Below are 22616 nucleotides of genomic sequence, written 5' to 3' on the forward strand. Positions count from 1 at the left end.
TTTAATGGCTAACATGTTCGCCCTGGTTTTAGTGATCGCAACGCTGATCACTGGCGTTATCTGGTGTATCGATCGCTTCAAATGGGCACCGGCGCGTCGTGCGAAGCAGGCTGCTGCGCAAGCGCAGGCCGGCAACGCACTCGACAGTAAAACGCTGGCGAAAGTAGCCGCGCAGCCGGGTTGGGTAGAAACCACCGCATCGGTGTTCCCGGTGCTGGCGGTGGTGTTGATCGTGCGTTCGTTTATTTTTGAGCCGTTCCAGATTCCATCGGGCTCAATGATGCCAACGCTGCTGATTGGCGACTTCATCCTCGTGGAGAAGTTTGCTTACGGCATTAAAGATCCGATTACCCAAACCACGCTGATCCCAACTGGCCATCCGCAGCGCGGTGATGTCGCGGTATTCAAATACCCGAAAGATCCCAGCGTGGACTACATCAAGCGCGTGATTGGCTTGCCGGGCGACAAAGTGGTGTTTGATCCTTACAGCAAAACCCTGACCATCAATCCGGGTTGCAGCAGCGGCAATTGCGACACTGCGCTGCCGGTGACTTACACTAACGTTGAGCCAAGCAACTTCATTCAGACCTTCAGCGGCTTTGATGGCAATGAAACCGGTAACGGCTTCTTCCAGGCGCCGCAGGGCGAAACCATGAAGGGCGGCCTGCGTCTCGGCACCCGTAAAGAGACATTGGGCAACGTAACGCACGATATCTTGCTGGTAAACGAAGCGCAAAGTCAGGCAAGCATGTATTATCAGCAGCCGGGCCAGCCGCAATCGACCTGGATTGTGCCGCAAGGGCAGTATTTCATGATGGGTGATAACCGCGATAACAGCGCCGACAGCCGCTACTGGGGCTTTGTGCCCGAGAAGAATCTGGTCGGCAAAGCGGTGGCCATCTGGATGAGCTTCGAGAAACAAGAAGGACAGTGGCCGACCGGCGTGCGCTTTAGCCGCATTGGTGGGATTCACTAATTAGCTTTAAAAAAGGTTGGCCTCTCTTTCGGGAGGCCAGTGCACACGAAACAGAACAGGTTGGAACCTCAGCCCTGTTTCGTATGCAGTGATAGACGCACAGAACAACTGGAATAGCATGAACCCCATCGTCATTAACAAGCTGCAGCGCAAACTGGGCTACACTTTTACTCATCCGGATTTATTGCAGCAGGCACTGACGCATCGTAGCGCCAGCAGCAAACATAATGAACGTCTTGAATTTCTTGGCGATTCTATTCTCAGCTACGTGATCGCCAATGCGCTCTATCACCGCTTCCCGCGTGTGGACGAAGGCGACATGAGCCGCATGCGTGCCACGCTGGTGCGCGGCAATACGCTGGCGGAGATGGCGCGGGAGTTCGACCTTGGCGAATGTTTACGCCTCGGTCCGGGCGAGCTGAAAAGCGGCGGTTTCCGTCGTGAATCGATCCTCGCGGACACCGTTGAAGCTTTAATTGGCGGCATCTTCCTCGATAGCAGCATTCAAACCGTCGAAAAGTTAATTCTCGACTGGTATCACTCGCGACTGGAACAGATCAGTCCGGGCGATAAGCAAAAAGATCCGAAAACGCGCCTGCAGGAGTATTTGCAGGGACGTCATCTGCCGCTGCCATCTTATTTGGTGGTGCAGGTGCGTGGCGAAGCCCACGATCAGGAATTCACCATTCACTGTCAGGTGAGTGGCATGGCAGAACCGGTGGTGGGCATTGGCTCCAGCCGCCGTAAAGCCGAGCAAGCAGCTGCCGAACAGGCGTTAATTAAGCTTGGCCTCGAATAAATAGTCACATCGCAGCGTCGAAAGCGGCGCTGCCCAAGTCAGGACTCGAATGAGCGAACTCGAAACATACAGCGGCTTTGTCGCGATTGTAGGCCGACCAAACGTCGGTAAATCCACTTTGCTGAACCAGTTGCTGGGGCAGAAAGTGTCGATCACGTCACGCAAGCCGCAAACCACGCGTCACCGTATTATGGGCATCCATACCGAAGGCGCTTATCAGGCGATCTACGTGGATACGCCAGGGCTGCACATGGAAGAGAAGCGGGCGATTAACCGCCTGATGAACCGTGCGGCCAGCAGCTCTATCGGTGACGTTGAGCTGGTGATCTTTGTGGTTGAAGGCACGCGCTGGACGCCAGACGATGAGATGGTGCTCAACAAGCTGCGTGATAACCAGGTTCCTGTGGTGTTGGCGATCAATAAAGTCGACAACATTCAGGACAAGAGCATTCTGTTGCCTCATCTGCAGTTCCTTAGCCAGCAGATGAACTTCCTCGAAATCGTGCCGATCTCTGCGGAAAGCGGCAAAAATGTGGATGCGATTGCGGCGATTGCGCGTAAATGCCTGCCAAAATCTGAGCATCATTTCCCGGAAGATTATGTCACCGACCGCTCGCAGCGCTTTATGGCGTCGGAGATCATCCGTGAAAAATTGATGCGCTTCCTTGGCGCTGAGCTGCCTTACTCCGTTACCGTCGAAATTGAGCAGTTTGTTTCGAACGATCGCGGCGGCTATGACATCAATGGCCTGATCCTCGTTGAGCGCGAAGGCCAGAAGAAGATGGTCATCGGCAATAAAGGCGCCAAGATCAAAACCATCGGCATTGAATCGCGTAAAGACATGGAAGAGATGTTTGAAGCGAAAGTGCATCTCGAACTGTGGGTTAAAGTGAAATCGGGCTGGGCGGACGATGAACGTGCGCTGCGCAGCTTAGGTTACTCTGACGAAGGTTAAGTAATGGAAGGCTGGCAACGCGCCTTTGTGCTGCATAGTCGCCCTTACAGCGAAACCAGCCTGCTCCTCGACCTGTTCAGCGAAAGCGAAGGGCGCGTCCGCGTCCTTGCCAAAGGCGCCCGCTCGCGCCGCTCCCAACTAAAAGGTGCACTGCAACCCTTTACGCCACTGCTGGTGCGCTGGGGCGGACGCGGTGACGTCAAAACGCTGCGCAATGCCGAAGCCGTTTCGCTGGCATTGCCGCTCAGCGGCATCACGCTGTATTGCGGACTCTACGTCAACGAGCTGCTATCGCGCGTGCTGGAGCAGCAAATTCCCTTCTCTGACATGTTCTTCGATTATCTGAATTGCATCCAAACGCTGGCGGCAGGCAACGGCTCGCCTGAACCGGCGCTGCGGCGCTTTGAGCTGGCGCTGCTCGGGCATCTCGGCTACGGCGTGGATTTTCTGCATTGTGCCGGCAGCGGCGAAGAGGTGGCTGATGGCATGACCTACAGCTACCGCGAAGAGAAGGGCTTTATCGCCAGTTTGGTGGTCAATCAACGCAGCTTTACCGGCCGCCAGCTGCGTGCGTTGTGGGAACGCGAATTCCCCGATGCCGATACCCTGCGCGCCGCCAAACGCTTTACGCGTATGGCGCTGAAGCCCTATCTAGGCGGCAAGCCGCTGAAGAGTCAGGAACTGTTTCGCCAGTTTGTGCCAAAAAAGAAACCAGATGTGGCAAACGACTAGCGCTGGTCGTACCGCCTGATATATTCAGCGCGGTACACTGCAAACACACTGAACACATTTAAGGATTGTCATGGCTGAGTTGCTGTTAGGCGTCAACATTGACCACATTGCCACCGTACGTAACGCACGTGGCACAAACTATCCCGATCCGGTGCAGGCCGCGTTTGTTGCTGAGCAGGCCGGTGCTGACGGCATTACCGTGCATCTGCGTGAAGATCGCCGCCACATTACCGACCGCGATGTACGCATTCTGCGTGACACCATCCAGACGCGCATGAATCTGGAGATGGCGGTAACGGACGAGATGATCGACATTGCCTGCGAAATTAAGCCACACTTCGTTTGTCTGGTGCCGGAAAAGCGTCAGGAAGTGACCACCGAAGGCGGGCTGGATGTGGCGGGTCAGCAGGACAAAATTAATGCGGCGGTGCGCCTGTTAAGCGACGCCGGCATTCTGGTGTCACTGTTTATCGATGCCGATCACCGCCAGATTGAAGCGGCGGTTGCCAGCGGCGCGCCTTATATCGAAATTCACACCGGCGCCTATGCCGAAGCGCCCGAAGGTCTCGCGCGGCAGGCTGAGCTGTCGCGCATCCGTAAAGCCGCAACTTTCGCCGCCAGCCTGGGCCTGAAAGTGAATGCCGGCCACGGTTTGACTTACCACAACGTGCAGCCGATTGCTGAACTGCCGGAGATGCATGAGCTGAATATCGGCCATGCGATTATTGGTCGCGCGCTGTTCAGCGGTCTGGCCGATGCGGTCAGCGAAATGAAGCAGCTGATGCGGGAAGCGCGTCGCTAATGGCGATTCTCGGACTCGGCAGCGATATCGTAGAGATCGAGCGCATTGCTGGCGTCATTGAGCGCTCCGGCGATCGTCTGGCGCGCCGCGTATTAAGCGAAGCAGAATGGCAGCAGTATCAGGCGCACCAGCAACCGGTGCGCTTTCTGGCTAAACGTTTTGCGGTGAAAGAGGCTGCCGCGAAAGCCTTCGGCACCGGCATTCGCGGTGGTCTGGCCTTCAATCAGTTCGAAGTGTACAACGATGCGCTGGGCAAACCGGGATTACGTTTCTTTGAGCAGGCCAAGGTAATTGCCAGCCAGCTCGGTGTGAAACACGTGCATGTGACGTTAGCGGATGAACGCCATTATGCCTGCGCAACGGTGATTATTGAGAACTAAGGGTGCAACACCACGAACTTCTCCCACAGCGCCTCGCGGCTTTCCGGGTGCTGTGGATCGGTAATGATAGTGTTATCAATCGGGCAGACGCTTTGGCAGGTCGGCACATCATAATGGCCCACGCACTCGGTGCAGCGGTCGACATCAATCTCATAAATCGCGTCGCCTAAGCTGATTGCCTGGTTTGGGCATTCAGGTTCGCACATATCGCAATTAATGCATTTAGTGGTGATGAGCAGGGCCATAGCGGAAGTCCAATAACAGCAGAAAAGGCGCGGGTATTATACGCGCCTGATCTCATCAGACCAGCTTTTTCACCAACTCTTCGCTGTGGCGAATGTGGCTGGAGGCGCGTTCTGGATCGTTTTGTACCAGCGCCATAAACAGCAGATCGGTCAGCGCCAGCTGCGCGCTGGTCGACGAGATCGCCGCACTGCGCGTGCTCTGCTCTTCTGCCACGGTGTAGAGGCAAACGGTGGCGCACTGCTGCAGGGCATTCGGCGTAAAGCCGGTAAAGGCCAGCACATCGGCACCGACCTGCGCCGCTTCCTGCGCCGCCAGATTGATTTCGCGGCGTTCGCCAGTATAGGAAATCGCCAGCAGCACATCGCCTGGCGCCATCGCTTGCACGCTGGCGAGCAAAGCATGCATATCCTGTTCCGCTACCGCATTGATGCCGATCTTCATCAGCTTCCACGAAAAATCTTTCGCCACTAAACCGGACGCGCCGATGCCAACCAGCAAAATACGATTGGCGTTTTTCAGCAGCTGCAAGGTTTGCAGCAGCTTCTCTTCGCTGTTGATGTCCAGCGTGGCGCGGATCGCCGAGATCTTCTCGGTCAGCAGCTTTTCGCCAACCACTTTCAGCGGATCGTCACTGAGAATATGGTTATGCACGGTAATCGCATCGCGATCGGCCATCGATTCGCTCAGCGCCAGCTTCAGTGCCGGAAACCCTTTGTAGCCCAGCTTCTGGGCAAATTTCACCACGCTGGACTGACTAACGCCCGATTCCTCGGCGAGTTTTTGTGAACTGAGATGCCGTGCACGATCCGGCTGCGACAGCAAAAAATCCGCCAGCCGACGCTCATTTAGCGCCAGTCGAGGGTAAAGCTGACGAATGCGCAGCAATGAACTCATGGTTCGATCCTTAATTCCTTTATCCGCAAACAGCGCGTAAACGCGAAGAATAAACTATTCAAATGGCATTGTAGTCACTGGAATTAAAAATAGCAGCTTTCGCCTCGAACGCCGAAGCTGGCTACACTGTAGTGCATAAACCACGAAGGATAGAGAAGGAGTGCTGTTTGACAAAGGGTACACAACGACGCGTGGTGTTTTTCGATCTCGATGGCACGCTACATCAGCAAGACATGTTTGGCACCTTTATGCGCTATCTGCTGCGACGTCAGCCGATCAATCTGCTGCTGGTGGTGCCGCTGTTACCGGTGATTGGTCTTGGCATGCTGATTAAAGGGCGCGCCGCGCGCTGGCCGATGAGTTTATTGCTGTGGGCGATTACCTTCGGCCACAGCGAAACACGACTGCGCCAGCGTGAGGCGGAATTCGCTGAGTGGTTCCGCCAGCGTGTTACTGCGTTTCCGATGGTGCAGCAGCGACTCACCGACTATCTCAGCAGCAGCGATGCCGATGTCTGGCTGATTACCGGTTCGCCGCAGTCGCTGGTGGAGCAAGTCTATTTCGATTCGGCCTTCTTACCGCGCGTACAGCTGATCGCCAGCCAGATGAAACCAGGCCGCGGCGGACGCTTGCTGTCGATGCGCTGTCTCGGCCATGAAAAGGTGGCGCAGCTGGAGGAGAAAATCGGCACGCCGCTGCAACTGTATAGCGGCTACAGCGACAGCAAACAGGACAACCCGCTGCTGTTCTTCTGTCAGCACCGCTGGCGCGTCACGCCGAGCGGTGAGCTGCAACAGCTGGAATAACGCTTCGATTCCGGCAGCAGCATCGCTATAATGCGCCGCCTTTTATTGCCCGCAGGAGTTGCCCGGTGAACCCACAAACTGATGAATACTGGATGCGTTATGCGCTGGAACTGGCGAAGCGCGCGTGGGAGCAGGGCGAAGTACCGGTTGGGGCGGTGCTGGTGCAGGGTGACAAGGTGATTGGCGAAGGCTGGAATCGGCCGATTGGTCAGCACGATCCCACCGCACATGCCGAGATCATGGCGCTGCGTCAGGGCGGCAAAGTACTGGAAAACTATCGTCTGCTGGATACCACGCTCTACGTCACGCTGGAACCCTGCGTGATGTGCGCCGGTGCGATGGTGCACAGCCGCATCACGCGGCTGGTGTATGGCGCTAAAGATGAGAAAACCGGCGCGGCCGGTTCACTGCTGGATGTGATTGGTCATCCCGGCATGAATCACCAAATTCAGATTGATTACGGTGTGCTGGCGGAAGAGTGTGCCGGGATGCTGAGTGACTTCTTCCGCATGCGTCGCGAGCAGAAGAAGGCGCTGCGTCAGGCGCAGCGCACCGGTTAATTCATGGCAATTTTCGGTTCGACCGCCGGGTAACCGGCGCCTAACTCCGCTTCCAGCGCTGACTGCTGCGCTAAACGCTTCTCCTGCTCCTGCAAATATCCCACCAAACTGATTTGATACTTACGGATATTCTCCACGTAGTTATAGGCTTCGTGGCCGCGCGCGTAGCCGTAGGTGGTTTGCGTGTAGTAGCGCTTCTGGCTCAGCATCGGCAAACGCAGCTTCACATCGGCCCAGCTGTCTGGATTGCCGCCCTGTTTCGCCGTTAGCTTGCGTACGTCCAACATGTGCGCGTAGCCCATGTTGTATGCCGCCAGCGCGAACCAGATACGTTCATCTTCAGGAATGGTTTCCGGTACTTTCTCCATCATGCGCTTGAGATATTCGCTGCCGCCGCGAATGCTCTGTTCGGGATCGAGGCGATCGTCAACGTCAAGGCTGTCGGCGGTATTACGCGTCAACATCATCATGCCGCGCACGCCGGTTGGCGATGTGGCCTGCGGATTCCAGTGCGACTCCTGATAGGAGATCGCCGCCAGTAAACGCCAATCCATGCTGGCGGAATATTTCTCAAACAGCGGTTTGATATCCGGCAGCGTGTTATCAATGGCGCGCAGGAAGGTGCGGGTATCAACGTAATCGAAGGTGCCAACGTGGCCGAGATACTTCTCCTCCAGTCGCGCCATCGCGCCTTCCTCGCCCATCTGGCTGTAGAAGTCGAGCATCGCCGCGCTCAGGCTGTCGTCTTCGTTGCGCGGTAAATACCAGGTTACCGGCTCTTCGTCGGTCACATCAAATGCCACCGCCAGCTGCGGATGAATGCGCTGCAGCAGGCCGATGGTGACCGAATCGCCCACCGTGTAATCGAGTTTGCCGTCAGCGACCGCTTCAAGCAGCGCTTTCTGGCCCTGATCGGTGGAGATCGCCCAGTCGAGATCGGGATAGCTGTCAGCTTTGGCGGAACGTAAAGTTGACAGATATGCCGAACCGGACTGCACAATCAGGCGGCCTTTGAGATCGCCGAGATTCTTCGGGCGAGGCTTATCAATGCGGTACACCAGCTGCTGCGACACCGAATAGTAACTCGGGCCACTTTGGTAGTGCGCGAGGCGCTCGCTGTTGTAGATCAAGCCGGCCGCCAGCAAATCCGCTTTACCGTCATCAAGGTCGTCAAACAGATCGCCGAGGTTAGGACGCACCTCAACTTCCAGTTTCACGCCAAGGTAATCGGCGAAGCGCTTCGCCAGCTCGTAATCCATACCGGCTGGTGCATTGTTAATGGTGTAGTAAGTCAGCGGAGAGTTAACGGTACTGATGCGCAGCACTCCGCGTGATTTGATCTGTGATAGCGCGTCTGTTCCGCCCCCGTACCACGGGATTGAAGGCCACAATGCTAGCGCAAGTAGCACGGTGATCAGACCGATAAACAGATAGTTTATTTTTAGGCGTTTCAAATAGTTGTCTCGTAATGGCTCACAGGCCTCTGTCTTTTAAAGGCAGTATTTATGTTGTTTTAACTCCCAGAGCGAGGGGCATTTTGCGCAACAAAAAGGGGCAGGGCAACTTTTATAGCAAGAATTGTGCAAAATTCAGCCAAACGCCAGGTGCCAGAATTTATGCGCAAACGGTTTCGTAACCCGTGCTGTTTCTCTATAATACCGCCCGTTTTCCCCTGTTGCGCCCAATGAAGCGTCGCCCGGCACTTCAAAGACGAGAGATCTTTAATGATGGAAATTCTGCGTGGTTCGCCCGCTCTGTCGGCATTTCGTGTAAACAAACTGCTGACCCGCTTTCAGGACGCTCACCTTCCGGTGAGTGATATTTACGCCGAGTACGTCCATTTTGCCGATGTTAGTGCACCGCTCAGCGCGGATGAGCAAGCCCGCCTGCAACGCCTGCTGAAATACGGTCCTTCTCTCGCCGAACACGCGCCACAAGGGCGTCTGTTGCTGGTAACGCCGCGTCCCGGCACCATCTCACCGTGGTCATCGAAAGCCACCGACATCGCCCATAACTGCGATCTGCCACAGGTATTGCGTCTTGAGCGCGGTATGGCCTTCTATGTGCAGGCACCTGAGCTGACGGAAGCACAGTGGCAGCAACTGGCTAGCCTGCTGCATGACCGCATGATGGAAACGGTGTTCGCTGATCTCAACGATGCGCAGCAGCTGTTTGCTCACCATCAGCCGCAGCCGCTGAAAAGCGTTGACGTGCTGGGCGCCGGCCGCAGCGCGCTGGAGCAGGCCAACACCACGCTGGGCCTGGCGCTGGCCAATGATGAGATCGATTACCTGCTTGATGCCTTTACTAAGCTGGGCCGCAATCCAAACGACATCGAGCTCTACATGTTTGCGCAGGCAAACTCCGAGCATTGTCGTCACAAGATCTTCAACGCCGACTGGATTATCGACGGCGAAAAGCAGCCGAAGTCGCTGTTTAAAATGATCAAGAACACCTTTGAACACAATCCTGAGCACGTGCTGTCTGCCTATAAAGACAACGCCGCGGTAATGGAAGGTTCTGAGGTTGGCCGCTTCTACGCCGATGCGCAGAAGGGCGAATATGAATTCCATCAGGAAGCCGCACATATCCTGATGAAAGTCGAAACCCATAACCACCCAACCGCCATTTCGCCGTGGCCGGGTGCTGCGACCGGTTCCGGTGGCGAAATTCGTGACGAAGGCGCAACCGGACGTGGCGCGAAGCCAAAAGCCGGTCTGGTCGGTTTCTCGGTATCGAATCTGCGTATTCCTGGCTTTGAACAGCCGTGGGAAGAGGATTTCGGTAAGCCGGATCGCATCGTCACCGCGCTGGATATCATGACCGAAGGCCCATTGGGCGGCGCGGCGTTCAACAACGAATTTGGTCGTCCAGCCCTGAACGGCTACTTCCGTACCTACGAAGAGCGCGTCAACAGCCACAATGGCGTAGAACTGCGCGGCTATCACAAGCCCATCATGCTGGCGGGCGGCATCGGTAACATCCGTGCCGATCACGTGCAGAAAGGCGAAATCGTGGTCGGTGCCAAACTGATCGTGCTCGGTGGTCCGGCCATGAATATCGGTCTGGGCGGCGGCGCGGCATCGTCAATGGCGTCAGGCCAATCGGATGCCGATCTCGACTTTGCGTCAGTACAGCGCGACAACCCAGAAATGGAGCGTCGTTGCCAGGAAGTGATTGACCGCTGCTGGCAGCTGGGCGAAGCCAACCCGATTCTGTTCATCCATGACGTCGGCGCGGGCGGACTTTCGAACGCCATGCCAGAACTGGTGAGCGACGGTAATCGTGGCGGCAACTTCAACCTGCGCGACATCCTCAGCGATGAGCCAGGCATGAGCCCGCTGGAAGTGTGGTGTAACGAGTCGCAGGAACGTTATGTGCTGGCGGTCGCGCCGGAGAAACTGGCGCTGTTCGACGAGCTGTGCCAGCGTGAACGCGCGCCGTATGCGGTCATCGGTGAAGCCACCGAAGAGCTGCATCTGAACCTCGCCGACAGCCATTTCGACAACAAGCCAATCGACATGCCGCTCGACGTGCTGCTGGGCAAAACGCCGAAGATGACGCGTGATGTTGCCAGCCAACAGGCCAACGGCGAAGCGCTGCAGCGTGACGGGATTACCGTAGCGGATGCGGTGAATCGCGTGCTGCACTTGCCGACCGTGGCGGAAAAAACCTTCCTGATCACCATTGGTGACCGCAGCGTAACCGGCATGGTCGCGCGCGATCAGATGGTAGGTCCATGGCAGATTCCGGTTGCGAACTGCGCCGTCACCACCGCCAGCCTCGATAGCTATCACGGTGAAGCGTTCTCCCTCGGCGAACGTGCCCCCGTCGCATTGCTCGACTTCGCGGCTTCGGGTCGCCTCGCCGTCGGTGAAGCGCTGACCAACATCGCAGCAACCTCAATTGGTTCGCTGCAGCGCGTTAAGCTGTCTGCCAACTGGATGGCCGCCGCCGGTCACCCAGGCGAAGACGCAGGCTTGTACGCTGCGGTTAAAGCGGTCGGCGAAGAGCTGTGTCCTGCGCTGGGTATCACCATTCCGGTGGGCAAAGACTCAATGTCGATGAAAACCCGCTGGCAGCAAGGTACCGAGCAGCGCGAAATGACTTCGCCGCTGTCGCTGGTGATCACCGCCTTTGCGCGCGTGGAAGATGTGCGTCGCACCGTGACGCCGCAGCTGCAGGCGGATCAAGACAACCTGCTGCTGCTGCTGGATCTGGGCAACGGCGCGAACACGCTCGGCGCCACCGCGCTGTCGCAGGTTTATCGTCAGCTGGGCGACAAGCCTGCCGACGTGCGTGATGCCACGCAGCTGGCGGGCTTCTTCAACGCCATTCAGGCGCTGGTGGCCGAGCAGAAACTGCTGGCTTACCACGACCGTTCTGACGGCGGCCTGCTGGTCACGCTGGCGGAGATGGCCTTCACCGGTCACTGCGGTATCGAAGCCGATATCGCCGCGCTGGGCAGCGATGCGTTAGCTGCATTGTTCACCGAAGAGCTGGGCGCGGTACTGCAGATCAACGCAGCGGATCGTGCAGCAGTCGAGAAGGTGTTCGCTGACCACGGCCTGAGCGCTAATCTGCACGTGATTGGTAAAGCCCTGCCGGGCGATCGTTTCGTGATCCGCTCTGGCGACAGCGCGGTGTACAGCGAAAGCCGTACCACGCTGCGTACCTGGTGGGCAGAAACCACCTGGCAGATGCAGCGTCTGCGTGATAACCCAGCCTGTGCCGATCAGGAGCATGAAGCGAAGAAAGACGATAATGACCCAGGTCTGAACGTCCATCTGACCTTCAAGCCAGAAGAAGATGTTGCGGCACCGATGATTGCGACGGGTGCACGTCCGCGTGTGGCGGTGCTGCGTGAGCAAGGCGTCAACTCACACGTGGAGATGGCCGCCGCCTTCCATCGTGCGGGCTTTACCGCGGTTGACGTGCACATGAGCGATCTGCTGGCTGGGCGTCGCGGTCTGGAAGAGTTCCAGGCGCTGGTTGCCTGCGGTGGCTTCTCGTACGGTGACGTGCTGGGCGCGGGCGAAGGCTGGGCGAAATCCATCCTGTTCAACGGCCGCGTGCGTGATGAGTTCGAGAACTTCTTCCATCGTCCACAAACGCTGGCACTTGGCGTGTGTAACGGTTGCCAGATGATGTCGAACCTGCGTGAACTAATTCCGGGGAGCGAGCTGTGGCCACGCTTTGTGCGCAACCAGTCCGAGCGTTTCGAAGCGCGTTTCAGCCTGGTTGAAGTGGCGGCGAGTCCATCGCTGCTGCTGGATGGCATGGCTGGATCGCATATGCCAATCGCGGTATCGCACGGTGAAGGTTTTGTCGAAGTGCGTGACGGCGCGCATCTGGCACAGCTGGAGAGCAAAGGCTTGGTGGCGCTGCGCTTCGTCGATAACTTCGGCAAAGTGACAGAAAGCTATCCGGCCAACCCGAACGGCTCGCCAAACGGCATCACTGCGGTAACCAACGAAAGCGGTCGCGTCACCATTATGATGCCGCACCCAGAGCGTGTGTTCCGTACCGTGAGCAACTCCTGGCATCCGGCAGAGTGGGGCGAAGACAGCCCGTGGATGCGTATTTTCCGCAACGCGCGTAAGCAGTTGGGATAAGCAAAACAAAGGCCGCTAAACAGCGGCCTTTTTTATTCTACTGCGCGTTTTGTAGGGGCGCCATTCATGGCGACCTTGTTGAAAACCGCATGATTCTCAAACTGTCGGAAAACAACGACAATCCCGACATTACACTGTCGCCAAAAGGTGACATTTAACTCATTGATTTATCAGGACGGAAAACTAGCGCACCAAACCCGTTGCTAATCAGCGACACTTTTCACTGACCGGCCGGTCCGCTTTTCTACCGGATCCCGCTTCCTGTCTGGCATTCCTCTGATAATAAACGCTATTTATTTATTGGCACGATACTTGCTATACTCTGTGCGTGGCTCATTCACCTGTTTATGATTGCCCCGTTTTAGCGGCTGAGCTCATAAAAACCGAATGACGCACCAAACGGAGCCTGTCGTCCACCTCACCGATAATCGTTTGCTTTGCAACGTTATCAAACATCGGGCGCAACGTTGAGTTAGGCTCCACCTATTTTGCAAGCGATGCTGCGGCGTCGCTCTCACGGCAGGCCAAAAGGCCTGCCGTTTTCATATCTGGCCTTTCTTCCGTTTTGATACTTCGCTAGCATGCCTGCAGCTCACATTTAAGGAAGCGCGGTTGTGATGAAATGGCGTTTGTTTCCCCGATCCCTGCGGCAGTTAGTGTTAATGGCTTTCCTGCTGGTGCTGCTGCCGTTGCTAGTGCTGGCGTGGCAAGCGTGGGAAAGTCTCTCGGCGTTGAGCAACCAGGCAGCGGATACCAACCGCAATACCTTTACCGATGTGCGTCGCAGCGAAGCGATGGCACGAACCGCGCTGGAGCTGGAGCGCAGCTATCGTCAATATTGCGTGCTCGGCGATGCGTCGCTGGCGAAGCTGTATCAAACGCAGTGGACACGCTACGGCCAAATGCTCAGCAGTCACGCTGCCAGTTTGCCCGATCTGCCCTCCTTCAAAGTGCTGCAAACCACCTTGCCGCCGCTGCAGCAACTGCAGTGCGATAACGGCAATCCCGAGGCGCAAGCCGCCAGCGCGCTGGAGCGCTTTTCCGATACCAACACGCAAATGGTGCAGGCAACGCGTGAAGTGGTGTTTTCACGCGGCTTACAGCTGCAGCGTGAAATCGCCGATCGCGGCCAGTTTTTTGGCTGGCAGGCGCTGATTCTGTTCCTGATCAGCCTGGTGCTGGTCTTGCTGTTCACGGGGATGATCATCGGGCCGGTGAAACGGGTTGAACGCATGATCAATCGACTGGGCGAAGGTAAAGCGCTGGGCGATAGCGGCAGTTTCCGTGGTCCGCGTGAGATCCGTTCGCTGGGGCAGCGCATTGTCTGGCTGAGTGAGCGGTTAAGCTGGCTGGAAGAGCAGCGCCACGAATTTCTGCGGCATCTGTCGCATGAGCTGAAAACGCCGCTTGCCAGCCTGCGTGAAGGCACAGAACTACTGGCCGATCAGGTCGCTGGACCACTGAATGCCGAGCAGCAGGAAGTGGTAGCGATTCTCGATACCAGCAGCCGTCATTTACAGCGGCTAATTGAGCAGTTGCTCGATTACAACCGCAAGCTGGCCGACGGACCGATGGCGCTGAAGCCCGTGGCGCTAAATGAAATCATTGATTCGGTGGTAAAAGTGCATTCGTTGCCGGCCAATGCGCGTGAAATGACCACACATGTTGATCTGCAAGTGCATCACTGTCTGGCGGAAGCGACGCTGCTGCAGCGGGTGATCGATAACCTCTATTCGAACGCCGTGAACTACGGCAGCGAATCCGGTAACATCTGGCTGCAGAGCCAGCAGAAGGGCAACCAGGTGTGGATTGAGGTGGCAAACACCGGCACACCGATTCCGGCTGAAGAGCAGGCGATGATTTTTGAGCCCTTTTATCAGGGCAGCCAACAGCGCAAAGGGCCGGTCAAAGGCAGCGGGCTGGGCTTAAGCATCGCCAAAGATTGTCTGCGCAGGATGCACGGCGATCTGCAGTTGGTAACGCGCAAGGATGCGGATGTCTGTTTTCGTATCATTCTGACGACCAGCGCCGGGAATGCCTGATTAATGAAATTAACCCTATTCAAACTTGTGACCAGTGCAGTGCTGGTTTTGGGCCTCAGCGCCTGCCAGGCACCGTCACAAGATCGTACGCAGCATAATGGCGTCAGCGTGCCTGAACCGGAGGTGCGCCTGCCGGATTATCTGGCGACCGATTGCCAAAACGTGTGGCAAATCGAAACGCCTGCCGCCGCAGGCAATCCGCTCTATTGGCAGCGCGCCATGGATTGCGCCGAGCGTTTATCGCCAGCCGAAGCGCGGGCGGAAGCACGTCGTTGGCCGGTACAAGGCTGGGCGCGCGCCTTCAAACAGGGCATCTTGCTCGCGAACGGTAACGTCACGCCGGTTGAGCGTCGTGATTTCGTCACCACCTTAGACGGTTACAGCGCGGCTTATCCGGCGTCGGTGCGTCCGCTGCTGCAACTGTGGCGCAGCAATCAGGCGGCGCAACTGGAGCTGAGTGAAGCGCGCGGACGTTACGCCGCTTTGCAGCAGAGTAATGATGCGGAGATGGATAACCTGCGCCAGCAGCAAACCAAAATGCGTCAGGCGCTGGCCGATACCCAACGCAAGTTAGAGCGTTTAACCGATATTGAACGCCAGTTGTCGTCGCGCAAAGCGCCCGACAGCAGCGACATATCGCACGGCGGCAGCGATGTGCAAAGTGAGGATCAGTAACCATGAAACAAGCCGCACGTTTACTGCTGGTGGATGACGATCCGGGCTTATTGAAACTGCTCGGCATGCGTCTGAGCAGCGAAGGCTATCAGGTCGCGACGGCCGCCAGCGGGCCGGAAGCCCTGCGCCATCTGCAGAAAGAGAAGGTTGATTTGGTGATCAGCGACCTGCGTATGGACGAAATGGATGGTCTGGCGCTGTTCGGCGAAGTGCAGAAGCGCCATGCGGGCTTGCCGGTGATCATTCTTACTGCGCACGGATCGATCCCGGAAGCCGTTTCCGCCACGCAACAAGGCGTGTTCAGCTTTCTGACCAAACCGGTCGATCGTGATGCCTTATATAAAGCGATAGATGAAGCGCTGGCTCAACGCGCGCCGATCAGCGATGACGGCTGGCGCGAAGCGATTGTGACCCGCAATCCGCAGATGCTGCGCTTGCTGGAGCAGTCGCACATGGTGGCGCAATCTGACGTCAGCGTGTTGATCAATGGGCAAAGCGGCACCGGTAAAGAAGTGCTGGCGCAGGCGATTCACGCCGCCAGCCCGCGCGCCACCAAGCCGTTCATCGCCATCAACTGCGGTGCGCTGCCGGAACAACTTTTAGAATCTGAACTCTTTGGTCATGCTAAAGGCGCCTTTACTGGCGCAGTCAGCGCGCGTGAAGGTCTGTTCCAGGCAGCCGAAGGCGGCACGCTGTTTCTTGATGAGATTGGCGATATGCCGCAGGCGCTGCAGGTGAAACTGCTGCGTGTGTTGCAGGAGCGCAAAGTGCGGCCGTTAGGCAGCAACCGCGATCTGGATATCAACGTGCGGATTATTTCCGCCACGCACCGCGATTTGCCCAAAGCGATGGAGAAGAAGAGTTTCCGCGAAGATCTCTACTATCGTCTTAACGTGGTGAATCTGAAAATTCCCGCGCTGCACGAGCGTGCTGAAGATATTCCGCTGCTGGCGAATCATCTGCTGCGCCAGTCCGCCGATCGCCATAAACCTTTTGTGCGCAGTTTCTCAGTGGATGCGATGAAGCGGCTGGTCAGCGCCGCATGGCCGGGCAATGTGCGCCAGCTGGTCAACGTGATTGAGCAGTGCGTCGCCTTAAGTACCGCGCCGGTCATCGGTGATGCGCTGGTTGAACAGGCGCTGGCAGGGGAAAATACCGCGTTGCCCACTTTCGTCGAAGCGCGTAATCAGTTTGAGCTGAACTATCTGCGTAAATTGCTGCAGATGACCAAAGGAAATGTCACCAACGCTGCGCGTCTGGCTGGACGTAACCGCACTGAATTCTATAAGCTGCTGTCGCGCCATGAATTGGACGCCAGCGAATTTAAAGAGTAGCTTGCTGCGGCAGCGTCAGGAACAATTATACTAACGGTATCCGTCCATCATGGAAGGAGTAAAAAAGGATCTGTCATGAAAAAGATCGATGCAATTATCAAACCATTCAAACTCGATGATGTACGTGAAGCGTTAGCTGAAGTGGGCATCACCGGGATGACCGTCAGTGAAGTGAAAGGCTTTGGTCGTCAGAAAGGTCACACTGAGCTGTATCGCGGCGCTGAGTACATGGTCGATTTTCTGCCAAAAGTGAAAATCGAAATGGTGGTAGGTGACGATATCGTCGATACCTGCGTTGAAACCATTATGAAAACCGCGCAGACCGGCAAAATCGGCGACGGCAAAATCTTTGTCTTTGACGTGGCGCGCGTGGTGCGTATCCGTACCGGTGAAGAGGACGAAGAGGCGATTTAAGCCCCTTCGCGCATTGCCTGTAAAAGCCTGCCTTGCGCAGGCTTTTTTGTTTTACAGCACCTTGTGCGGGCCAAACACTTCGTAGTGGATGCGATCGGCATTCACGCCGGCATCAACCAGTTGACGTGCGACAAACTGCATAAACGGCAGCGGACCACAGATCCAGAACTGACGTTCGGCCTGGTTCTGCGCCGAGGATACGCTCGCCAAATCCATCAAGCCCTGCGCGTCGTAACGTCCGGCATCCGCGCTTTCCGGCTGATGATACCAAACGTGGCTGGTGAAGTTTGGCAGGCGTGCGCCGAGGGATTTCACCTCTTCAGCAAACGCATGCTGTGAACCGGCTTCTGCTGCGTGTAGCCAGTTAACCGCAGCCGGATGTTGCTGCTGCGCCAGATTAGCCAGCATCGCCAGCATTGGGGTTTGGCCGACGCCAGCAGAGATCAGCGTAATCGGCGTAGCGGCTTCAGCCTGCAGGAAGAAATCACCGGCTGGTGCCGCGCAATGCACAATATCGCCCACCTGCGCACGATCATGCAGCCAGCCCGACACGCTGCCCAGCGCTTCGCGTTTAACTGCGATGCGATAAAACTGCCCATTTGGCTGGTGCGTCAGCGAATACTGGCGATGCTGAATATTTTCACAGCCTGCTGGTTGTAAGCTGATGGCCAGATATTGACCTGGCAGGAAGGTTGCCACCGGCTGACCGTCGTTTGGCACCAATTCAAAACTCTTGATCACCGAACTTTCCTGATTGATGGCGCGAATACGGAAATCACGCGCACCGCGCCAGCCGCCGGTTTTCTCTTCGGAGGCCGAATAAATAGCTTCTTCACGCTGGATAAACACATCGGCCAGCACGCCATACGCTTTGCCCCACGCGGTCAGCACTTCTTCCCCCGGATGCAGTAGCTCATCAATCGTCGCCAGCAGGTTTTCACCCACAATCGCGTACTGCTCGGGCTGGATATTCAGGCTGGCATGCTTCTGCGCAATTTTCTCCACCGCCGGCAACAGCACGGCCAAATTTTCCAGGTTGCTGCCATAAGCCACAATGGCGTTGAACAACGCTTCCCGCTGATTGCCGCTGCGCTGATTGTTCATGTTGAACACGTTTTTCAGTTCAGGATGCTGCGTCAGTAAACGCTGGTAGAAATGGCCGGTCAGCTGCGGACCGATCTGGGCAATGGCGGGCAAGGTAGATTTGATGGTAGCGATGGTTTGCGCGTCGAGCATGGTGAAATCCTCAGAGTGAATTTAAACATGTATTTTAAATGCATCTTATGGGTAATCGAAGCGCCTGTAAATCCCCTTTTGTGATTAAGGATTAAGCAAAAAAGGTGCGGGCTGGCCCGCAAAGCTGAAATTCTTTCGCGATGAAAGTGAGCAAATTTCGTGATTTTCCGGCTTGCAAAAAAGCGTAAAAAACCCGTTCCAGCGCCTTGCCAATCGTTTGCGCAAAAAGAGGGGATTGACGCTACCGTCACCTGTCAAAACCGTTTACACTGTTCGCCTTCGCCCCCTAGCCGGGGCCTAAACTGCCGTTAAAAAGTTAGCTGAGTCAGGAGAGTCCGGATGTTAAAGCGTGATATGAACATTGCCGATTATGATGCCGCGTTGTGGCAGGCTATGGAGCAAGAGAAAGTGCGTCAGGAAGAGCACATTGAACTGATTGCTTCTGAAAACTACACCAGCCCACGCGTAATGCAGGCCCAAGGTTCACAGCTCACCAACAAATATGCCGAAGGCTATCCGGGCAAACGTTATTACGGCGGATGTGAATACGTCGATATCGTTGAGCAGCTGGCGATCGATCGCGCTAAAGAGCTGTTCGGTGCAGATTTCGCTAACGTGCAGCCGCACTCCGGTTCTCAGGCTAACTTCGCGGTCTACACCGCGCTGCTGCAGCCGGGCGACACCATTCTGGGTATGAACCTGGCGCACGGTGGTCACCTGACGCACGGTTCTCCAGTGAACCTGTCGGGTAAGCTGTACAACGTTATTCCTTACGGCATCGATGAAACCGGCAAAATCAACTACGAAGAGCTGGCTGAACTGGCGCAAACCCACAAGCCGAAAATGATCGTCGGCGGCTTCTCTGCATACTCTGGCGTGTGCGACTGGGCCAAAATGCGTGAAATCGCAGACAGCGTTGGCGCATACCTGTTCGTCGATATGGCACACGTTGCGGGCCTGATCGCAGCAGACGTCTATCCGAACCCGGTTCCTCATGCGCACATCGTGACTTCAACTACCCATAAAACCCTGGCGGGTCCGCGCGGCGGCCTGATCCTGGCGAAAAACGGTGACGAAGACCTGTATAAAAAACTGAACTCCGCGGTGTTCCCGGGTGGTCAGGGCGGTCCTCTGATGCACGTGATCGCCGGTAAAGCGGTGGCGTTCAAAGAAGCGATGGAGCCAGAGTTCAAGACTTATCAGCAGCAGGTGGCTAAGAACGCGAAAGCGATGGTGGAAGTTCTGCTGGAGCGCGGTTACAACATCGTTTCCGGTGGCACACACAACCACTTGTTCCTGATCGATCTGGTCAGCAAAAACCTGACTGGTAAAGAAGCCGATGCCGCTCTGGGTCGTGCCAACATTACCGTGAACAAAAACAGCGTACCTAACGATCCGAAGAGTCCGTTCGTGACTTCTGGCGTGCGTATCGGTACTCCAGCGGTGACGCGCCGTGGCTTCAAAGAAGCTGACGTTCGCGAGCTGGCTGGCTGGATCGCTGACGTGCTGGACAACATCAACGACGAAGCGACCATCGAACGTACCAAACAGAAAGTGCTGGAAATCTGCAGCCGTCTGCCGGTGTACGCGTAAGCTTTACGCTTCTCGATGCAGTGCAAAAAAGGATGGCGCAAGCCATCCTTTTTTTATTGCCGTCGCGGCAGCGCTCTGACAAAGTAGCGCCCACTCGTGCTGCTCAGCAGCATTTTTGCTGGAGGGAATATGGCAATCGGCTCCGCTAAATGGCTCGGTTTGGGCTACTTCACTTACTTCTTCTGTTACGGCATTTACCTTCCCTTCTGGAGTGTGTGGCTCAAAGGCACCGGACTCGATGCGGAAAAAATCGGTCTGCTGCTGGGTTGCGGCATGGTGGCGCGTTTTGTCGGCAGTTTGCTGATTGCTTCGCAGGTAAAAAATCCCTCCCAGCTGATCACCGCGCTGCGCCTGCTGGCGCTGATGACATGCCTGTTCGCCATCGGTTATTGGCTGGGACAACAGTGGATGTGGCTGCTGTTCGTGATGATCGGCTTCAACCTGTTTTTCTCACCGTTGGTGCCGCTGAGCGATGCGCTGGCCGCCACCTGGACGCAGCAAATCGGTCTGACTTATGGTCCGGTTCGTCTCTGGGGTTCGCTGGCGTTTGTCATCAGCTCCGCCTTAACCGGCATGCTTGTCACGGCGTTCTCGTCTCAGGCGATTCTGGTGCTGCTTTCGTTAGGCGCGATCGGCATGTTAGGTGGAATGATGTTAACGCCAGCGACTAAGCCGCAGGGCAGTGAACGTCAGACGTCAACCGACGGTGGCTGGCAGGCATGGCGTGATTTGCTGCGCGAAAATGCGGTGTGGCGCTTTATGTTATGCGTGACCTTGTTGCAGGGCGCGCACGCGGCTTACTACAGCTTTAGCGCGATCTGGTGGCAGGAGAGCGGTTATTCCGCGTCGATTATTGGCTACTTGTGGTCGCTGGGCGTGGTGGCTGAAATCATCATTTTTGCCCTCAGCAGCCGACTGTTCCGCCGCTGGAGTGCGCGCGATCTGCTGCTGTTATCAGGCGTGTGTGCCATTATCCGCTGGACGATGCTGGGCTCCAGCACCGCCTTGCCGTTGCTGATCGTGGCGCAGATTCTGCACTGCGGCAGCTTTACCGTCTGCCATTTAGCGGCGATGCGGTTTATTGCCGCGCGCCAAGGCGCGGAAGTGATTCGTCTGCAATCGCTCTATTCGGCGCTGGCCATGGGCGGCGGTATTGCGGTGATGACCATGATTTGCGGCGTGCTGTTTACGCATCTGCAAGGACATCTGTTCTGGGTAATGGCGCTAGTGGCGCTGCCGGCGCTGTTTCTGCGTCCGCGCGCCGCTTAGCTCTCCAGTAACTGGCGAATGCGCTGCTGCTGATGACTACTCAGCGGCAGCTCCGCCTGGATCAGCGGCGGTGAAAACAGCGGCAATGAAATGGCGTACGGCGTAATCACCAGCGCGATATCGCGCGGCGCGCCTTCACGCTGAAAATGCACGACGTCCTGATAGCTGATGTTAATCGGTAGCAGCGTCATTTCCCGCAGCTGCTGCTCCAGCAACTGCTCCAGCGCCGCATCCGCGCCCGTCAGCAGCAGCACCTGCTTTTCCTGCAATGCGCTCTCCTGCATCAGCCAGGCACCAAATAGCACCGCCACCAGGCTTACCTCTTCAGCACTAAAGCGCGTGGCAAAATTACGGCTGAAATGCTCAAGTGCGCGTTCCGTGGTGCGCAGCAGGCGCGGATAAAGTCGTGCGACATCCAACGCCACACTGTTATCGATGCCGATGGCAAAATGACTGCGATCCAGCGCCTGCGCCAGATGCGTAAAGAGTTGCTGAGTGAGTTCGGCGCGATTCTTAAAGGTGGTTTGTGCCAGCTGCTCAAAGCGCGCAATCAGCGCTTCCACTGACTGCATCAGCTTTACCGCCTGCGGATGCTCCAGCTGCGTGGCGGTTGGCGCGTGAATCAGACTGAACAGCAGCGTCCAGAAGTCGGTTTCACTAACATCCGGCGCTAGGTGGCAGCGTTTCTGCCAGTGATGGATGACGTCGTCGGCGGCAGCGCGTTCGGCTTTTTCCGCCAGCCATGCGCGTTGCCCGTCATTGAACAGAGCATTTTGGCGCTGGCACAGCGAATACTTCATGAAGATTTGCAGAAACAGGCGGTCGCGCGGGCTGAAGTCGCGCGCCAGACGCAGACTGCAGTGCTGAATCAGCGCCTGCAGGTTGGTTTCATCCCACAACGCTTTCTCGATTTTCAGTACTTTCAGGCGCTGACGCAGCACCGGGGCAAAATGCTCGCAGACAAAATCCTGCGACAAACGCAGCGCGCGTCGCAGCCAATGGATCAGGCACAGCCGCCTGTCCAGTTCCGTCCCATGAATGCGAAAACTGCCATCGACCATCTGGTGTAGCTCCAGTTGATGGTAACGCTGTATCTCCTCTCCCACATCCGCGATATCCTGTCGGGCGACAACAGGCGCCACGCCATTTAACTGGCAGAGCTTTTCAAGCGTCAACGCGGGAGCGGGCAGAAATAGCAGCAGTAACAGATGACAACGACGCTGGGAGCGGCTGAAGAGTGGTGCAGAGGAAGGTGCAGAACTCATCAATGGTTTATCCGCAGGTCACT

General features: G+C 56.5%; 20 protein-coding genes. 15 read left to right on the forward strand and 5 right to left on the reverse strand.

The genetic code is table 11. The annotated features are described in order from the left end of the window. The first annotated feature begins 4 nt into the window (after window positions 1-4). The 6 genes from lepB (at window position 5) to acpS (ending at window position 4644) form a co-directional block, all read left to right on the forward strand. Entirely contained in the window at window positions 5-976 is a 972-nt protein-coding gene (gene lepB / locus HX773_RS07355; protein WP_176971030.1) for a signal peptidase I, read from the forward strand. Window positions 977-1094: 118 nt separating this feature from the next. Then, window positions 1095-1775, forward strand: a complete 681-nt coding sequence (rnc, locus tag HX773_RS07360; protein WP_036620136.1) for a ribonuclease III — start codon at window positions 1095-1097, stop codon at window positions 1773-1775. 49 nt (window positions 1776-1824) lie between these two features. Then, window positions 1825-2730, forward strand: coding sequence for a GTPase Era (era, locus tag HX773_RS07365; RefSeq protein ID WP_176971031.1), 906 nt, complete (start codon window positions 1825-1827; stop codon window positions 2728-2730). Window positions 2731-2733: 3 nt separating this feature from the next. After that, window positions 2734-3462 carry a DNA repair protein RecO gene (recO, locus tag HX773_RS07370; RefSeq protein ID WP_008101510.1) on the forward strand — a complete coding sequence of 243 codons (729 nt, stop codon included), beginning with the start codon at window positions 2734-2736 and terminating at the stop codon, window positions 3460-3462. Between the two features lie 70 nt (window positions 3463-3532). Then, window positions 3533-4264: a pyridoxine 5'-phosphate synthase gene (gene pdxJ, locus HX773_RS07375; RefSeq protein ID WP_007886179.1), complete on the forward strand. Its 732-nt coding sequence runs from the start codon at window positions 3533-3535 to the stop codon at window positions 4262-4264. Then, the gene (acpS, locus tag HX773_RS07380; RefSeq protein WP_061718003.1) at window positions 4264-4644 is read left to right on the forward strand and encodes a holo-ACP synthase; all 381 of its coding nucleotides are present in this window, start codon (window positions 4264-4266) and stop codon (window positions 4642-4644) included. The genes pdxJ and acpS overlap by 1 nt, the downstream gene beginning before the upstream one ends. On the opposite strand, the gene HX773_RS07385 is transcribed toward acpS, so the two are convergent. After that, window positions 4641-4889, reverse strand: a complete 249-nt coding sequence (locus tag HX773_RS07385; RefSeq protein WP_101763461.1) for a YfhL family 4Fe-4S dicluster ferredoxin — start codon at window positions 4887-4889, stop codon at window positions 4641-4643. The two genes, acpS and HX773_RS07385, sit on opposite strands and share 4 nt — an antisense overlap. A gap of 55 nt (window positions 4890-4944) precedes the next feature. Then, window positions 4945-5784, reverse strand: a complete 840-nt coding sequence (locus HX773_RS07390) for a MurR/RpiR family transcriptional regulator (RefSeq protein WP_007886185.1) — start codon at window positions 5782-5784, stop codon at window positions 4945-4947. A gap of 167 nt (window positions 5785-5951) precedes the next feature. Here HX773_RS07390 and yfhb point away from each other — a divergent pair, with 167 nt between their 5' ends. Then, window positions 5952-6590 carry a phosphatidylglycerophosphatase C gene (yfhb, locus tag HX773_RS07395; protein ID WP_176971032.1) on the forward strand — a complete coding sequence of 213 codons (639 nt, stop codon included), beginning with the start codon at window positions 5952-5954 and terminating at the stop codon, window positions 6588-6590. A gap of 65 nt (window positions 6591-6655) precedes the next feature. Beyond that, window positions 6656-7150, forward strand: coding sequence for a tRNA adenosine(34) deaminase TadA (gene tadA, locus HX773_RS07400; protein ID WP_176971033.1), 495 nt, complete (start codon window positions 6656-6658; stop codon window positions 7148-7150). On the opposite strand, the gene mltF is transcribed toward tadA, so the two are convergent. Continuing rightward, on the reverse strand, window positions 7147-8604 hold the full coding sequence (gene mltF, locus HX773_RS07405; RefSeq protein ID WP_176971034.1) for a membrane-bound lytic murein transglycosylase MltF: 1458 nt from the start codon (window positions 8602-8604) through the stop codon (window positions 7147-7149). The genes tadA and mltF overlap by 4 nt on opposite strands. A gap of 270 nt (window positions 8605-8874) precedes the next feature. Here mltF and purL point away from each other — a divergent pair, with 270 nt between their 5' ends. The 5 genes from purL (at window position 8875) to glnB (ending at window position 17230) form a co-directional block, all read left to right on the forward strand. After that, window positions 8875-12765 (forward strand): phosphoribosylformylglycinamidine synthase, encoded by a 3891-nt coding sequence (gene purL, locus HX773_RS07410; protein ID WP_176971035.1) that lies wholly within the window; start codon window positions 8875-8877, stop codon window positions 12763-12765. Between the two features lie 614 nt (window positions 12766-13379). Continuing rightward, complete coding sequence (locus tag HX773_RS07415; RefSeq protein WP_176971036.1) at window positions 13380-14807, forward strand: HAMP domain-containing sensor histidine kinase; 1428 nt, start codon at window positions 13380-13382, stop codon at window positions 14805-14807. Between the two features lie 3 nt (window positions 14808-14810). Further along, window positions 14811-15482, forward strand: coding sequence for a two-component system QseEF-associated lipoprotein QseG (gene qseG / locus HX773_RS07420; RefSeq protein WP_176971037.1), 672 nt, complete (start codon window positions 14811-14813; stop codon window positions 15480-15482). A 2-nt stretch (window positions 15483-15484) separates the two neighbouring features. After that, the gene (glrR, locus tag HX773_RS07425; RefSeq protein WP_101763469.1) at window positions 15485-16816 is read left to right on the forward strand and encodes a two-component system response regulator GlrR; all 1332 of its coding nucleotides are present in this window, start codon (window positions 15485-15487) and stop codon (window positions 16814-16816) included. Between the two features lie 75 nt (window positions 16817-16891). After that, window positions 16892-17230: a nitrogen regulatory protein P-II gene (gene glnB / locus HX773_RS07430; RefSeq protein ID WP_007886217.1), complete on the forward strand. Its 339-nt coding sequence runs from the start codon at window positions 16892-16894 to the stop codon at window positions 17228-17230. 51 nt (window positions 17231-17281) lie between these two features. Here glnB and hmpA read toward each other — a convergent pair whose 3' ends face one another. After that, window positions 17282-18466 (reverse strand): NO-inducible flavohemoprotein, encoded by a 1185-nt coding sequence (gene hmpA, locus HX773_RS07435; RefSeq protein ID WP_176971038.1) that lies wholly within the window; start codon window positions 18464-18466, stop codon window positions 17282-17284. Between the two features lie 339 nt (window positions 18467-18805). Here hmpA and glyA point away from each other — a divergent pair, with 339 nt between their 5' ends. After that, window positions 18806-20059 carry a serine hydroxymethyltransferase gene (glyA, locus tag HX773_RS07440; protein WP_176971039.1) on the forward strand — a complete coding sequence of 418 codons (1254 nt, stop codon included), beginning with the start codon at window positions 18806-18808 and terminating at the stop codon, window positions 20057-20059. A 129-nt stretch (window positions 20060-20188) separates the two neighbouring features. Continuing rightward, window positions 20189-21328 carry a 3-phenylpropionate MFS transporter gene (locus HX773_RS07445; protein ID WP_176971040.1) on the forward strand — a complete coding sequence of 380 codons (1140 nt, stop codon included), beginning with the start codon at window positions 20189-20191 and terminating at the stop codon, window positions 21326-21328. On the opposite strand, the gene csiE is transcribed toward HX773_RS07445, so the two are convergent. Next, window positions 21325-22593 carry a stationary phase inducible protein CsiE gene (gene csiE / locus HX773_RS07450; protein WP_176971041.1) on the reverse strand — a complete coding sequence of 423 codons (1269 nt, stop codon included), beginning with the start codon at window positions 22591-22593 and terminating at the stop codon, window positions 21325-21327. The two genes, HX773_RS07445 and csiE, sit on opposite strands and share 4 nt — an antisense overlap. Window positions 22594-22616: the final 23 nt, after the last annotated feature.

The organism is Pantoea sp. B9002, from assembly GCF_013385945.1.
In the GTDB taxonomy this organism is placed as follows: Bacteria; Pseudomonadota; Gammaproteobacteria; order Enterobacterales; family Enterobacteriaceae; genus Pantoea.